This is a genomic window from Sphingomonas sp. PAMC 26605 (genome assembly GCF_000241485.1).
Lineage (GTDB): Bacteria > Pseudomonadota > Alphaproteobacteria > Sphingomonadales > Sphingomonadaceae > Sphingomonas.
Genome location: NZ_JH584241.1, coordinates 125525 through 139851 on the forward strand (window position 1 = coordinate 125525; position 14327 = coordinate 139851).

Annotated in this window: 13 protein-coding genes; 8 read left to right on the forward strand and 5 right to left on the reverse strand. The window is 66.3% G+C overall.

Annotation, left to right across the window (positions count from 1 at the left end):
• Nucleotides 1–20: 20 nt before the first annotated feature.
• Both RH90_RS00595 and RH90_RS00600 read left to right on the forward strand, forming a co-directional pair.
• Nucleotides 21–722: an NAD-dependent deacylase gene (locus tag RH90_RS00595; protein ID WP_010183231.1), complete on the forward strand. Its 702-nt coding sequence runs from the start codon at nt 21–23 to the stop codon at nt 720–722.
• Between the two features lie 115 nt (nt 723–837).
• Nucleotides 838–1092 (forward strand): GCG_CRPN prefix-to-repeats domain-containing protein, encoded by a 255-nt coding sequence (locus RH90_RS00600; RefSeq protein ID WP_010183232.1) that lies wholly within the window; start codon nt 838–840, stop codon nt 1090–1092.
• Between the two features lie 61 nt (nt 1093–1153).
• On the opposite strand, the gene era is transcribed toward RH90_RS00600, so the two are convergent.
• From era to lepB, 3 genes are all read right to left on the reverse strand, one after another.
• Complete coding sequence (gene era / locus RH90_RS00605) at nt 1154–2062, reverse strand: GTPase Era (RefSeq protein WP_010183234.1); 909 nt, start codon at nt 2060–2062, stop codon at nt 1154–1156.
• A gap of 83 nt (nt 2063–2145) precedes the next feature.
• The gene (gene rnc / locus RH90_RS00610; RefSeq protein WP_086011190.1) at nt 2146–2865 is read right to left on the reverse strand and encodes a ribonuclease III; all 720 of its coding nucleotides are present in this window, start codon (nt 2863–2865) and stop codon (nt 2146–2148) included.
• Nucleotides 2820–3641, reverse strand: a complete 822-nt coding sequence (gene lepB / locus RH90_RS00615) for a signal peptidase I (protein WP_010183236.1) — start codon at nt 3639–3641, stop codon at nt 2820–2822. The genes rnc and lepB overlap by 46 nt, the downstream gene beginning before the upstream one ends.
• 116 nt (nt 3642–3757) lie before the next feature.
• On the opposite strand from lepB, the gene pgi reads away from it, so the two are divergent.
• From pgi to gorA, 3 genes are read left to right on the forward strand one after another with little or no spacing between them, the layout of a single operon-like run.
• On the forward strand, nt 3758–5248 hold the full coding sequence (pgi, locus tag RH90_RS00620) for a glucose-6-phosphate isomerase (RefSeq protein WP_010183237.1): 1491 nt from the start codon (nt 3758–3760) through the stop codon (nt 5246–5248).
• A complete protein-coding gene (locus RH90_RS00625; RefSeq protein ID WP_010183238.1) occupies nt 5248–5619 on the forward strand; it encodes a DUF4174 domain-containing protein in 372 nt (123 codons plus the stop codon). Before pgi ends, RH90_RS00625 begins: the two co-directional genes overlap by 1 nt.
• Before the next feature lie 45 nt (nt 5620–5664).
• Nucleotides 5665–7014, forward strand: a complete 1350-nt coding sequence (gene gorA, locus RH90_RS00630; RefSeq protein ID WP_010183239.1) for a glutathione-disulfide reductase — start codon at nt 5665–5667, stop codon at nt 7012–7014.
• 128 nt (nt 7015–7142) lie between these two features.
• On the opposite strand, the gene RH90_RS00635 is transcribed toward gorA, so the two are convergent.
• Nucleotides 7143–7574 carry a hypothetical protein gene (locus tag RH90_RS00635; RefSeq protein WP_010183241.1) on the reverse strand — a complete coding sequence of 144 codons (432 nt, stop codon included), beginning with the start codon at nt 7572–7574 and terminating at the stop codon, nt 7143–7145.
• Nucleotides 7575–7714: 140 nt separating this feature from the next.
• Here RH90_RS00635 and thrS point away from each other — a divergent pair, with 140 nt between their 5' ends.
• From thrS to RH90_RS00650, 3 genes are all read left to right on the forward strand, one after another.
• Nucleotides 7715–9706, forward strand: a complete 1992-nt coding sequence (gene thrS / locus RH90_RS00640) for a threonine--tRNA ligase (protein ID WP_010183242.1) — start codon at nt 7715–7717, stop codon at nt 9704–9706.
• Nucleotides 9707–9915: 209 nt separating this feature from the next.
• Nucleotides 9916–10440, forward strand: coding sequence for a translation initiation factor IF-3 (gene infC / locus RH90_RS00645; protein WP_037492586.1), 525 nt, complete (start codon nt 9916–9918; stop codon nt 10438–10440).
• 437 nt (nt 10441–10877) lie between these two features.
• A complete protein-coding gene (locus RH90_RS00650; protein WP_010183244.1) occupies nt 10878–13709 on the forward strand; it encodes a TonB-dependent receptor in 2832 nt (943 codons plus the stop codon).
• Nucleotides 13710–13922: 213 nt separating this feature from the next.
• Here RH90_RS00650 and RH90_RS00655 read toward each other — a convergent pair whose 3' ends face one another.
• Nucleotides 13923–14309, reverse strand: a complete 387-nt coding sequence (locus RH90_RS00655; protein ID WP_010183245.1) for a VOC family protein — start codon at nt 14307–14309, stop codon at nt 13923–13925.
• Between the last annotated feature and the right edge of the window lie 18 nt (nt 14310–14327).

Here is a 14327-nt window from a genome sequence, read left to right on the forward strand (position 1 = left end):
CGCCGTACTAAGCCTGGGGCATGCAGGACATTCGCAATATCGTCGTGTTGACGGGCGCCGGGATTTCCGCCGAGAGCGGCATCGCCACGTTTCGCGGGCCCGGCGGACTGTGGGAAGGGCACCGCGTCGAGGACGTCTGTACCCCGGAGGCGCTCGCGGACGATCCTGCGCTGGTCCACGCTTTCTACGATGCGCGGCGGGCGGCCCTGGCGCGCGTGACTCCCAATCCCGCGCACCTGGCCTTGGCGCGGCTCGATGAAGAATGGGGCGGGGGTTTGCTGATCGTCACGCAGAATGTCGATGATCTGCACGAGCGCGCGGGGGCCAGGCGCCTGCTGCACATGCATGGCGCGCTGCAATCCGCTTTGTGTGCGGCGTGCGGGGTGCGGAGGCGATGGCCGGGCGCGTTGCCGCCGGGGTCGATCTGCCCCGACTGCGGGGCGGCGGCGCTCAGGCCCGACATCGTCTTCTTCGGCGAGATGCCCTACGCGATGGACAGGATCGAGCATGCGCTCGGATCGGCGGACCTGTTCGTGTCGATCGGGACTTCGGGCGCGGTCTATCCGGCGGCGGGTTTCGTCCAGCGCGCGCGGCAGGCCGGCGCGCGGACGCTCGAGCTCAATCTCGAGCGATCGGCGGGGAGCGCCTGGTTCGACGAGACCCGGCTCGGGCCGGCAGGAACACTGGTGCCGGCATGGGTCGAAACGCTGCTGGCGCCGTGAAATGCGGCGTTTGGAGCGGGGCCGTAACGGTCGTAGTGGAACGCGTTGTCGTCCCTGTCGTTTGTTTCGACAGCCCGTCGGGCTCTTGCTCCATACTCACGATCAAGAGGGTATCATGAAAAAGCTTCTTGCCGCCATCCTCCTCACCGGGGTGGCAACGATCGGCACCACCACTGCCGCCGATGCGCGCGACGGCTGCGGACGCGACGGATTTCGCGGACCCGGCGGCCATTGCCGCCTGATGCGCGGGGGCCCAGGCTATGGCGGTCCGGTGCTGGTCGTCGGCCGGCGCTATGATCGCGGCTATTGGGACGGCCGCCGCTATTGGCAGAACCGCTATCGCTACCACGATGGCTGGCGCTATCGCTAAGCCATGATCGCGCGACCGCGCGGTGCCATCGGCGCTGCGCGGTCGCCGCTCTTCGGGTCGATCACTCGACCCAGTCGAGCCCCATGTCGCGATAGACGTCGCGTTCGTCGTCCCAGCCGGGGCGGACCTTGACGTGCAGATAGAGATGCACCGGGCGGCCCATGATGCCGGCAAGCTCGGTACGTGCCCGCGCGCCGATTTCCTTGATTCGCGCACCGCCCTTGCCGAGCACGATCGCGCGCTGCGTCGGACGTTCGACGAGGATCTGCTGGTGGATTTCGACCGATCCGTCCTCGCGCTCGAGATATTGCTCGGTCTCGATCGTCGAGGCGTAGGGCAGTTCGGCGTGGAGCTGGAGGTAGAGCTGCTCGCGCGTCACCTCCGAGGCGAGGCTGCGCTCGGTCGCGTCGGAGACCTGGTCCTCGGGGAAATGCCACGGCTCGGCCGGCATCCGCTGCGCGAGATGCGCCTTCAATTCGGGCAGGCCGTCGCCGGTCGAGGCGCTGACGAAGAAGACTTCGTCGAACTGCACCATCGCGGTGAGCTTCTCGGCGTGGAGCAAAAGCTTGCCCTTGTCGGCGAGATCAACCTTGTTGAGGATGAGGTATTTCGGCTCGGGACGGTGCGCGATCGCTTCGGCGATGGTGGTGACCTTCGAGCCTAGCCCGCCTTTGGCATCGACTACGAGGGCCAGCACGTCAGCGCCGTCGGCACCGCCCCATGCGGCCTGGACCATCGCGCGGTCGAGCCGGCGCTTGGGTTCGAAGATGCCGGGGGTGTCGACCAGCAGCAGCTGCGTATCGCCTTCGATCGCGACGCCCATCAGCCGGACTCGCGTAGTCTGCGCCTTGGGGCTGACGATCGCGACCTTCTGACCGACCAGCGCATTGACCAGCGTCGACTTGCCGGCGTTGGGCGCGCCGAGGATCGCGACGAGACCGCATTTCTGGGTGGGGGTGGGTTCGGTCATCGGGTAACTTTCTTGCGTTCGCCTGAGCGTGTCAGAGGGCCATTACTCTTCTCCTCCCCTCCCTTCCAGGGAGGGGAGTAAGGTTAGCGCCCAGCTTGCCGCACCTGCGCCAACAACGCCGTCGCGGCCGCGGTCTCCGCCTCCTGCTTCGAACTCCCCTCGGCCTCGGCCTCGGCAAAAGTCCCGATCAGCGCCTTCACCCGAAAGCGCGGCGCATGGTGCGGGCCCGAGCGCTCGACCACTTCGTACGCCGGCGCCTTGCGGTTGTGCGCCGCGGCCCATTCCTGCAGCGCCGACTTGGGGTGCTGCGGCACCGTCAGCTCGCGGCTCGCGCGGTCGGCCCAGGCGGTGCGGATCGCGCGGCGGGCGCCGTCGAGCCCGGCCTCGCGGTAGAGCGCGCCGATCAGCGCCTCCATCACGTCGCCGAGGACGTTGTCGCTGTCCGACGCGCCGTCGTCGCGCGCCTGCTTGCCGAGCTTGAGCTGCGCCGCGACGCCGAGGCCGCGCGCGACACCGGCGCACACCGCGCCCGTCACCAGCGCGTTGAAGCGCTTCGACAGTGCGCCTTCGGGCTCGTTCGGGAACAGCTCGAACAGCCATTCCGCCATCACCAGCCCGAGCACGCGGTCGCCGAGGAATTCGAGCCGCTCATAATTCGCCTTGGCCTGGCTGCCATGCGTCAGCGCGCGCTCGAACGGTGCGATGTCGCGCGGCGTGTGGCCGAGGCTCGCGGCGATCCAGCTGCTCAGCTCAGCGCTCAAAAGCCTTCCCCGATCCGGCTCCAGCGCGCCGCCGAGAACCATGTCCAGGGCAGGACCCAATTCGCCGAGCCGTCGGTCGAGAAGAAGGAGAACACCGCCTTGCCCTCGATCCGCTCCATCGGGACCATCCCCATGCCCTCGGGCGGATCGAACCGGCTGTCGCCGCTGTCGTCGCGATTGTCGCCCATCACGAAGACGTGGCCGGCGGGAACGTTGTAGACGCCGGTTTCGTCGGCGTTGATCTGCTCGCCGCGGTCGAGCACGGCGTAGCTCTTGCCGTTGGGGAGCGTCTCGCGGAATTGCTGGTAGCGGCAGATCGGCTTGCCGGCGCTCATGTCCTCGAACTCGGCAGGGCATTCGCTGCCGCCCGGATAGTTCGGCGAGAGCGGGATCGTGAAGTCGGCGATCTTGACCTTGGGGACAGGCTTCCCGTTGAGGATCACCTGGCCGTGGCGCATCTGCACGCTGTCGCCGGGCAGGCCGATCACGCGCTTGATCACGTCATGGTCGTCGCCCGGAGGGCCGCGGAACACGACGACGTCGCCGCGAGCGGGATCGCGGCCGAGGACGCGCCCCGGGATCAGCGGCACGCCCCATGGCAGCGACCAGCGCGAATAGCCGTAATTCCATTTCGAGACGAACAGATAGTCGCCGATATAGAGCCGCGGCAGCATCGACTGCGACGGGATGCTGAACGGCGCGAAGACGAAGCTCCTGAACACGAACACGACGATCGCGAGCTTGAGGAAGAAGACGAGCGTCTCGCGCGTTTCGGATTTGCGCGCGGGTGCGTCGCGGAGCGGGGTGGGATCGGCCATGTCGCGCGGTTTGGTGCTGCTGGCGCAAGTCGTCAAGCTGGCGGTTGTAATGCCGCCCCGCTAGGGCGATCTAGCGCGGGAATCGTTTCCTGCCCCACGACCGAAGAGGTGCCTGAATGTCTGCCGACTGGACCGCGATCGAGGCTCTGCCCTCGCTTAAGCTCGAGACGCTGTTTGCGGAGGATGCCAACCGGCTGGAGACCTTCAGCACCGATGTCGCCGGGATCCATTTCGACTTCTCGAAGACGCACCTGACGACCGAGGCGGTCACCGCGTTCGAAGCGCTCGCCAAGGCGCAGGACCTTCACGGCAAGCGCGAGGCGCTGTTCTCGGGCAAGGTCATCAACGTCACCGAGAACCGCTCGGTCACCCACGTCGCCGAGCGCGGCGAGGGGAGCGAGGAAGACAATGCCAAGGCCGCCGCGTTCCACGCGCGGATGCGCGCGCTGATCGACGCGATCGCGGCGGGTGCGCTCGGCGACATCCGCCATGTGCTCCACGTCGGCATCGGCGGCTCGGCGCTCGGGCCCGATCTGCTGGTCGATGCGCTGGGGCGTGAGGATACCGCGTACGACGTCGCGATCGTCTCGAACATCGACGGCGCCGCGCTCGAGGAAGTGTTCAAGAAGTTCGATCCGACCGCGACGCTGCTGGTGATCGCGTCGAAGACCTTCACCACCAAGGAAACGCTGACCAACGCCGATTCGGTGCTGCAGTGGATGGGCGAGGCGGGCGTCGAGGACGCCTATGGCCGCGTCATCGCGCTGACGGCCGATCCCGACAAGGCGGTCGAATGGGGCGTCGACGAGACGCGCGTGCTGCCCTTCGCCGATTCGGTCGGCGGGCGCTATTCGCTCTGGTCGTCGATCGGCTTCCCCGCCGCGATCGCGCTCGGCTGGGACAATTTCGCCGACATGCTCGAGGGTGCCGCCGAGATGGACCGCCATTTCCAGCAGACGACGCTCAGCCAGAACGCGCCCGCGCTCGCGGCGTTCGCCGATCTCTATTATACGCAGGTCCGCCACGCCGAGACGCGCGCGACCTTCGCCTATGACGAGCGGCTGCGGCTGCTGCCGTCGTATCTCCAGCAGCTCGAGATGGAATCGAACGGCAAGGGCACGACGATCGACGGCGAGGCGCTCGACCGGCCGAGCGCGGCGATCACCTGGGGCGGGGTCGGCACCGATGCGCAGCACGCTGTGTTCCAGTTGCTGCATCAGGGCACGCATCTCGTCCCCGTGGAGTTCGTCGCGGTGATCGAGCCGGGCGATACGCTGTCGGAGGATCACCATCGCCAGCTGCTGCTCAACGCGTTCGCGCAAGGCGCCGCGCTGATGAAGGGCCGCGCGAACGACGATCACGCGCGCAGCTATTCGGGTGACCGGCCGAGCACGACGATCCTGCTCGACGACCTCGATGCGCGCACGTTGGGCGCGCTAATCGCGTTCTACGAACAGCGCGTGTTCGTGAACGGCGTGCTGCTCGGGATCAATTCGTTCGACCAGTTCGGCGTCGAGCTCGGCAAGGAAATGGCCAAGGCCGCCGACAAGGGCGACCAGGAATTCGACGTCTCGACCACCGACCTGATCAAGCGCGCGTTCGGGTGATGCTGGTCGCGGCGGCGATGGCGGCCGCGACGGTGGCTGAAATGCGGCACGAGCGCCGCGTGCTGATCGTCGCCGCGCCGAGCGAAAGCGATGCGCGGCGCTCCGCGCAGCGGGCCTCGCTCGACGCGATGCCCAAGGATCTCGATGATCGTGACGTCACGATCGTTGAGGTCACCGGCGATACGGTGCGCGGTGCGACCGACAGCGCGGCGGTTTTGCGGACGCACTGGCGGCTGCCCAAATCGGCGTTCGGCGTCGTGCTGGTCGGCAAGGACGGCCATGCCGCGCTGCGTCGCGCCGAGCCAATCGATCGCGCGACTCTGGTCGCGACGATCGACGCGATGCCGATGCGCCGCGCCGGGCAGCGCTAGATTATAAGCAGCGGTCGCGAATCTGCGGCCGCAAGAGGACATGACATGGCTGAGTATGACTACGACCTTTTCGTCATCGGTGCGGGCTCGGGCGGCACGCGCGCGTCGCGCGTCGCGGCGGCACACGGCGCGAAGGTCGCGGTGGCCGAGGAATATCGCGTCGGCGGCACCTGCGTCATCCGCGGCTGCGTGCCCAAGAAGCTGCTCGTCTATGGCGCGCATTTTGCCGAGGATCTGAAGGACGCCAAGCGCTTCGGCTGGGACGTGCCCGACAATCTCGGCTTCGACTGGGCGCGCCTGCGCGACAATGTGATGGAAGAGGTCGATCGGATCAATTCGGCGTATACTGACACGCTGACCAATAACGGCGTCGAGATCATCCTCGATCGTGCGGTGGTGACCGGCCCGCATTCGGTCCGGCTCGGTGACGGGCGCGAAGTGACCGCGGGCAAGATCCTGATCGCGGTCGGGGCGACGCCAATCGTGCCCGAATGCCCGGGGCATGAGCTCGGCATCACCTCGAACGAGGTGTTCCACCTCGATGCCGTGCCCAAGCGCATCCTGATCGCAGGCGCCGGCTATATCGCCAACGAGTTCGCCGGGATCTTCAACGAATTCGGCTCGAAGGTCACGCTGATCAACCGCACCGACGTGATCCTGCGCGGCTATGACGAATCGATCCGCGATCGCCTGCTCCAGATCTCGATGATGAAGGGGCTCGATTTTCGCTTCAACGCCGAGTTCCGCGGGATCGAGCAGCAGCCCGACGGCTGCCTGCGCGTGTCGATGACCGGCCACGAGCCGATCGACGTCGATTGCGTGATGTTCGCGACTGGGCGCTCGCCCAATACCGAAGGGCTGGGGCTCGAGAGCGCCGGCGTCGAGCTCGACGACAAGGGCGCGATCGTGGTCGACGCGGACAACAAGTCGACCTGCGACAGCATCTATGCGGTCGGCGATGTCACCAACCGTATCCAGCTGACCCCGGTCGCGATCCGCGAGGGGCAGGCGTTCGCCGACACGATGTATGGCAACAAGCCGCACCGCGTCGATTACGAGAACATCCCGTCCGCCGTGTTCAGCCATCCGCCGATGGCGGGCGTCGGGCTGACCGAGGCGCAGGCCAAGAACAAGTTCGGATCGGTGAAGGTCTACATGTCCGACTTCCGCCCGATGAAGAACGTGCTCGCCGGCCGCAACGAGCGCGCCTTGTACAAGATGGTGTGCAACGCCGAGACGGGGCAGGTGCTCGGGCTCCACATGATCGGGCCCGATTCGCCCGAGATCCTGCAGGCGGCGGCGGTCGCGGTGAAGGCCGGGCTGACCAAGGACGCGTTCGACCAGACCGTCGCGCTGCATCCGTCGATGGCCGAGGAACTGGTGCTGCTGCGTTAAAATTCTTTCGCACGGCCACCCAACCTCCGTCACCCCGGCCCCGTGCCGGGGTCCACCGGGATGCACTCACTGACGGCTCAACTCGCGCGGCACGGTGGGCCCCGGCACAAGGCCGGGGTGACGAGGGGTTAGGCCGCGCGTGCGAACGCCGCCGGTCTCTCGTCGTCGTTGGAGGACGGCGCGGCCTTGCGAGCGCTGCGCTGCCGCCGCGCGCGCGGGGCGCGACGCGGTGCAAAACGCGTGACCAGCGCTCGCCAGCCGATACTGCCGCGCGTCGCCATCGCGACCACGACCGTCGTCACGACCACGTCGATATAGGTCGAGATATCCCACATCACGACGATCGTCGCGAGATCGAGCGGCCCCATCACCGCGAGCGCTTCGACGCCGATCGTCAGGAGCAGCGTCATCAGGACGAGAAACACGAGATGCCGGCGCTCGACCTGACGCACCGCAGCGACCGTCGCGCGGACCATGCGGTCGAGCCACTGCGCCGCCGCGGTCTCGGGAAAGACCCTGAGCACGACCATCGCGAACACCAGCAGCCCCGTCAGCATCATCAATCCCCTTTAGCCCGCTACCGAGATAAGGCGCCCGTGGCGCGATACCAGTCCCGGGGATGACGCCGCGCTTGCACGTGGCTATATCGGCGCTCCCGGCCTAGCCGCCGGTTCCTGTTTTCCCACGAAAGACCGCGATAATGTCCGCCATGTTCCGCATCACGCTGCCCGACGGTTCCGTCCGCGAGGTAGCCCCGGGGACTACCCCGGCCGATGTGGCCGCCGCGATCGGTCCCGGCCTCGCCAAGGCCGCCATCGCTGCGCGGATCGACGGCGAGGTGCGCGACATCACGCGGCCGTTCGACGGCGACACCAACCTCGCGCTGGTGACGATGCGCGACGAGGCCGATGCGCTCGAGCTCGTCCGCCACGATCTCGCGCATGTCATGGCCGAAGCCGTGCAGCACCTCTTCCCCGGCACCCAGATCACCTTCGGTCCGGCGACCGACGACGGCTTCTATTACGATTTCGCGCCCAAGGATCGCCCCTTCACCGACGACGATCTCCCCGCGATCGAGGCCGAGATGCGCGCGATCATCGCGCGCAACGAGCCCTTCACGCGTGAAGTGTGGAGCCGCGAGCAGCTGATCGAGACCTGGCAGCAGCAGGGCGAGACCTTCAAGGCCGAATGGGCCGCCGAGCTTCCCGATGGCGAGGAACTGACGATCTATCGCCAGGGCCAGTGGCTCGACATGTGCCGCGGGCCGCACATGGCCTCGACCGGCAAGCTCGATCCGCAGGCGTTCAAGCTGACGCGGGTGTCGGGCGCGTATTGGCGCGGCGACCAGAAGAACGCGATGCTCAGCCGCGTCTACGGCACCGGCTGGCTCAACAAGAAGCAGCTCGACGCGCATCTCACCATGCTCGAGGAAGCCGGCAAGCGCGATCATCGCAAGATCGGGCAGGAAATGGACCTGTTCCACCTCCAGTCTGAGGCGCAGGGCTCGGTGTTCTGGCACCCCAAGGGCTTCGTCCTGTGGCGGCAGCTCGAGGCGTATATGCGCCGCCGGCTCGACGCGGCGGGCTATGCCGAGGTCAAGACCCCGCAGCTGATGGACGCGCGCCAGTGGGAGCAGTCGGGCCATTGGGGCAAATATCGCGAGAACATGTTCGTGGTGCCCGACGAAATCCCCAATACCGATGATGACGCCGCGGTGTTCAGCGGCACCGCCGATCTGATGGCGTTGAAGCCGATGAACTGCCCGGCGCACGTGCTGATCTTCCGCCAGGGGATCAAATCGTATCGCGACCTGCCGATCCGCATGGCAGAGTTCGGCTGCTGCCATCGCAACGAGCCGCACGGCGCGCTGCACGGCATCATGCGCGTCCGCCAGTTCACGCAGGATGACGCGCACATCTTCGTGCGCGAGGACCAGCTCGTCGCCGAGGTCCAACAATTCTGCGAGCTGCTCGACAGCGTGTACCGCGACCTGGGGTTCGAGGATTATGCGGTCAAGCTCGCGCTGCGTCCTGACAAGCGCTTCGGCAGCGAGGAGATGTGGGACACGGCCGAGGACGAACTGCGCACGGCGGTGCTCGGATCGAAGCTCAGCGAATCGATCAAGGCCAAGTTCGAGGAACTGCCGGGCGAGGGGGCATTCTATGCGCCCAAGCTCGAATTCCATCTGACCGACGCGATCGGCCGGACGTGGCAGGTCGGTACGATCCAGTCGGACCGCGTGCTGCCCGACCGACTCGACGCCTCCTACGTCGGCGCCGATGGCGAGCGGCATCGCCCGATCATGCTCCACCGCGCGATCCTCGGCACGTTCGAGCGCTTCATCGGCATCCTGATCGAGCACCACGCCGGCCGCTTCCCGTTATGGCTGTCGCCGGTCCAGGCGGTGGTCGCGACGATCGTGTCCGACGCAGACGATTACGCGCGCGAAGTCACCGACAAGCTCAAGGCCGCCGGCATCCGCGTCGAGACCGATCTGCGCAACGAGAAGATCAACTACAAGGTGCGCGAACATTCGCTGGCGAAGGTCCCCAACCTGCTCGTCGTCGGCAAGCGCGAGGCCGAGGAAGGCAAGGTCGCGCTGCGCCAATTGGGCAGCGATCGCCAGCAATTCCTGACGCTCGACTACGCGATCGCGATGCTGACCGAGGCCGCCAAGGCCCCGGATCTGTAAAGGGAAGCCGTACCCCGGCGAAGGCCGGGGCCCAGTCGCGATGTCGGAATTGGCTGGCGCAACGCTTGCTTACGACCACCTTCGCGACTGGGCCCCGGCCTGCGCCGGGGAACGCGCGACGATCAAGCGCGCCGCACCTTTCGTTTTAACCCGAAAACCCCTATATCCCCCCTGAAACAACCATAGGAGCTACACCTATCCGACCCCCGATGACCCGCCAGGCGCCGCCGATGAATGGCCCTCGCTTCAACGAATTCATTGTATCGCCCAAGGTTCGCGTGATCGATCAGGACGGCGAGAACCTCGGCGTGATGTACACCCGCGAGGCGATGGAGCAGGCGCGCGAGGTCGGTCTCGACCTGGTCGAAGTGTCGCCCAACGCCGATCCGCCCGTCGCCAAGTTCCTCGACGTCGGCAAGTTCAAGTACGAGGCGCAAAAGAAGGCCAACCTCGCGCGGAAATCGCAGAAGACGCAGGAGATCAAGGAGATCAAGATGCGTCCCAACATCGATGATCACGATTACGACACCAAGATGAAGAAGGTGCTCGAGTTCATCGACGAGGGCGACAAGGTCAAGATCACGCTGCGCTTCCGCGGCCGCGAGTTGAGCCACGGCCAGCTCGGCATGGTGCTCCTCCAGCGCGTCCAGGCCGATGTCGCCGAAACCGCCAAGGTGGAAGCCTATCCGCGCATGGAAGGCCGACAGATGCTGATGGTGCTCGCGCCCAAGTAACATCGTCGAATCGGATTGTGTGAAGCGATCGGGTCCCCGTTGGGGGATCCGGTCGTTTTTTTGCGTGTGCTGCATATCGAGATTCGGGCCGACCGTCCCTGGAAGGGGGGCTGGGGGTGGGTTCCTTTCCGCAGGGTCGGGAGTTCGTTGGGAGCGACCCAACCCCCGCCCCCTCCCTTCCGGGGAGGGGAGGCGGCGCGGGGTAGGGCGGCACTCATACGATGACCGCTGATTTCCGGGATTTACGGCCGCTTCGGATCTTCCGTACTATGACATGAACGTCATGCGGTATCACAAAGCCCTGCCCTTCGCTGTGGCCTGTTTACATCACCTATCTTCAAACTTTTCGATTCCTCCATGATTTTCGCTAGACGCGGGCTTCCGTCAGGCTATTCCCAACCTTCAAAAAATGAAAAAAAATTTAGGAGAGTTCTGACATGCGCAAAGCCGCGTACCTGATTTCCGTTGCCGCTATGGCGATTTCGGCCCCATCTTTCGCCCAGACCGCCCCCGCGACGACGCAGACGGACGCGCAAACCGGTACGTCGGCCACCGCGCCCGCCGCCGCCGCGCCTGAAGAACGCGACGCCGGCGACATCATCGTCACCGCGACGCGCCGCTCCGAGCGGCTGTCGAACGTGCCGATCGCGGTATCGGCGGTCGGGCAGGAATCGCTGCAGAATTCGGGCGGCTCGGACATTCGCGCGCTCAACCAGCTCGCGCCGTCGCTGCTGATCTCCTCGACCGGCAGCGAATCGAACGCGTCGGCGCGCATCCGCGGCGTCGGCACCGTCGGCGACAATCCCGGGCTCGAAAGCTCGGTCGCGGTGTTCATCGACGGTGTCTATCGCAGCCGCACCGGCGTCGGCTTGAACGAACTCGGCGAGATCGACCGCGTCGAGGTGCTGCGCGGGCCGCAGGGCACGCTGTTCGGCCGCAACGCCTCGGCCGGCCTGATCAACATCATCACCGCGTCGCCGAAATTTACCTTCGGCGGCTATGCCGAGGGCACCTATGGCAATTACGATCAGAAGCGCCTCGCCGGCGGTATCACCGGGCCGATCTCCGACACGCTCGCCTTCCGGCTCGACGGCGTCTACGTCAATCGCGACGGTTTCTACCGCACGGTCAATCCGGCGGGCGGGACCGAATCGCGCGTCAACGACCGCGACCGCTATTTCGTCCGCGGGCAATTGCTGTTCAAGCCGACCGCCGACCTCAGCTTCCGCCTGATCGGCGACTATTCGCATCGCAAGGAAAGCTGCTGCGGCGCGACCTATTATAGCCAGAAGCAGACCGTTGATCCGACGCCCGACGCGGTCGCGGCCAATGGCGCCGGCGTCAATGCCGATCACGCCGTGGCGATCACGGCGGCCAATCCGATCGTCGACATTCTGCGCCGCCAGGGCGCCTATTATCCGCTCGCCGGCAACACGCCGGGCACCTTCAACCGCGAAGTCGCGATCACGCCCGGCCAGACCTATCGCAACACGACGGTCGATTACGGCGGCTCGCTTCAGGCCGACTGGAACCTCGGCGGTGCTACGCTGACTTCGATCACCGCATACCGTGAATACAAAGCGGGCAATGCCGGCGACGTCGATTACACCAATGTCGACCTGACGCACCGCGCTGCTGACGGCAATGCGTACCGCCAGTTCCACACCTTCACGCAGGAAGCGCGCCTGCAGGGCTCGGCCTTCTCGGGGAAGCTCGACTGGCTGGTCGGCGGCTTCTACTCGAAGGAGAACCTCCGCGTCGTCGACAACGTCGTGTTCGGCTCGCAATACGGCCAGTTCGCCGCGTGCCGCCTCGTCACCAGCATCAGCCAGAACGCCGCGCTGCAGAATCAGGCCGCGCCGGGCTGCCTTTCGGCCCTCGGTCGTGGGACGGTAACCGCGGCGTTCGGCGCACTCGCACCGGCGGTGCTCGGCGGGCTCGATCGCCTGACGGGTGGTCCGGGCGTCGGCGGTGGCGTCAACAATGTCGGCGATAACGGGTCGGTCTATCGTCAGAAGAGCGAGAACTACGCCTTCTTCACGCACAACATCTTCCACATCACCGACACAGTCTCGCTGACGCTCGGCGCGCGCTACACGCACGAGCAGAAGGATTTCAGCGCGAACTTCAACAACACCAATACCGTCTGCCCGGTGCAGCAGGCCAATCTGTCGCCGCTGCTCGCGAGCGCCGCGGTCCCTGCCGCCGCCAAGGCCTATGTCGGCGGCATCCTGACGCTGAGCTGCACCGGCAATTCGTCGGCGCAGCTCAACGCGCTCAACCTGCAGAACAATTTCGGCGAGGGTAAGGTCACCGGCACCGCGGTCCTGTCGTGGAAGCCGATCCCGAGCCTGCTGACCTATGCGTCCTACGCAAAGGGCTACAAATCGGGCGGCTACAATCTCGATCGCTCGCCCTTGGGCGGTGCATCGGGCGTGTTCGGGCCGCGCAGCAATGCCGATGCAGCGGGGCTCCGGTTCGCGGCGGAAACGGTCAACAGCTACGAGCTCGGCGCCAAGTTCAAGACGCGCGGCTTCACGCTCAACGTCGCGGCGTTCCGCTCGGAGTTCAAGAACTTCCAGCTCAACACCTTCAACGGCTCGGTGTTCGTCGTGCAGAACCTCGTCGGCTGCTCGACCAGCCTCAACGGCGGCGACACCGACAATCTCGCGCCGACCGGCCAGTGCACCGGCAAGGCCGACAAGCCCGGCGTGATCTCGCAGGGCGTCGAGCTCGAGGCGACGCTGACGCCGATCCGGCAGTTCCAGGTCTCGGCCGGCTATACCTTCGCCGACACGCGGATCGCGCGCAATCTGGTCGGCAATTCGGCCGGCGCGCCGCTCGACCCGGCGCTGTTCCTGCTGCCGGGCAGCGTCCTGTCGAACGCGCCGCGCCATGTCGTGACGACCTCGGCGTCGTGGACGCCCGACCTCGGCTCGAACGGCCTGACGGGTCTGGTCTATGTCGATAGCCGCCTGACCTCGGACTATAATACCGGGTCGGATCTCGCGCCCGAGAAGAAGCAGGACGGCTTTGCGCTGGTCAATGCGCGCATCGGTATTCGCGGCAAGGATCAGCTCTGGGCGATCGAGTTCTGGTCGCAGAACGTGTTCAACAAGCAGTACATCCAGGTCGCGTTCAACACGCCGTTCCAGGGCGCGGGTTCGTCGGCCAACGTCGCCAATTTCGGCGGGACCGGCAACGCGCTTTACTCGGCCTATCTCGCCGAGCCGCGCACCTATGGCGTGACGCTGCGCTCGCGCTTCTGACGCGCGCGGCGCTGACATAAGGCGGCCCGCGCCTCCTTCGCGAGGGGCGGGCCGTCGTTCGTCGAACGCAGGAAACGTCGGGTTCAGGCCGCCGATCGATCGGCCCGCGCCTCACCGCCGTCACCCCCGCGAAAGCGGGGGGCCCGCTTCTTCTCCGAACCGCACCGGCCGGGAAAAGAAGCGGGATTCCCGCTTGCGCGGGAATGACGGGGGTCAGAGCGGCGGTGTCGGCTCCCAGAGTTCGATCGGATTGCCTTCGGGATCGTGGATCCGCGCGAAGCGGCCGATCGCGGGATCGTTCCACTCCGCATTGGTGATCACCGCGATCCCCGCTAGATCGAGCGCGGCGGTCAGCCCATCAAGGTCGCGGACGCGCAGGTTGAGCATATACGGCTTGTCGAGCGCGAAATATTCGGTGTCGGCGGCGAAGGGCGCGAACACCACGGGGCCACCTTGCGCCTGCCACGCCCATTCGTCGGGCGCCGCGCCCTCGACCGAGACGCAGCCGGGGCCGACCCCGAGGTGCTCGCGATACCAGCCCGACAGGGCGTCAGGATCCTTGCCGCGGAAAAACAGGCCGCCAATTCCGAGTACCGGCATCGATCGTTCCTTTCATGC

Coding starts and splice junctions, on each gene's coding strand:
- RH90_RS00655 (WP_010183245.1), bottom strand. CDS start 14,309: ATGCCGGTACTCGGAATTGGCGGCCTGTTTTTCCGCGGCAAGGATCCT.
- RH90_RS00635 (WP_010183241.1), bottom strand. CDS start 7,574: ATGATGCTGACGGGGCTGCTGGTGTTCGCGATGGTCGTGCTCAGGGTC.
- rnc (WP_086011190.1), bottom strand. CDS start 2,865: ATGGTTCTCGGCGGCGCGCTGGAGCCGGATCGGGGAAGGCTTTTGAGC.
- lepB (WP_010183236.1), bottom strand. CDS start 3,641: ATGGCCGATCCCACCCCGCTCCGCGACGCACCCGCGCGCAAATCCGAA.
- thrS (WP_010183242.1), top strand. CDS start 7,715: ATGTCCGCCATGTTCCGCATCACGCTGCCCGACGGTTCCGTCCGCGAG.
- gorA (WP_010183239.1), top strand. CDS start 5,665: ATGGCTGAGTATGACTACGACCTTTTCGTCATCGGTGCGGGCTCGGGC.
- RH90_RS00650 (WP_010183244.1), top strand. CDS start 10,878: ATGCGCAAAGCCGCGTACCTGATTTCCGTTGCCGCTATGGCGATTTCG.
- RH90_RS00600 (WP_010183232.1), top strand. CDS start 838: ATGAAAAAGCTTCTTGCCGCCATCCTCCTCACCGGGGTGGCAACGATC.
- RH90_RS00595 (WP_010183231.1), top strand. CDS start 21: ATGCAGGACATTCGCAATATCGTCGTGTTGACGGGCGCCGGGATTTCC.
- RH90_RS00625 (WP_010183238.1), top strand. CDS start 5,248: ATGCTGGTCGCGGCGGCGATGGCGGCCGCGACGGTGGCTGAAATGCGG.
- pgi (WP_010183237.1), top strand. CDS start 3,758: ATGTCTGCCGACTGGACCGCGATCGAGGCTCTGCCCTCGCTTAAGCTC.
- infC (WP_037492586.1), top strand. CDS start 9,916: ATGACCCGCCAGGCGCCGCCGATGAATGGCCCTCGCTTCAACGAATTC.
- era (WP_010183234.1), bottom strand. CDS start 2,062: ATGACCGAACCCACCCCCACCCAGAAATGCGGTCTCGTCGCGATCCTC.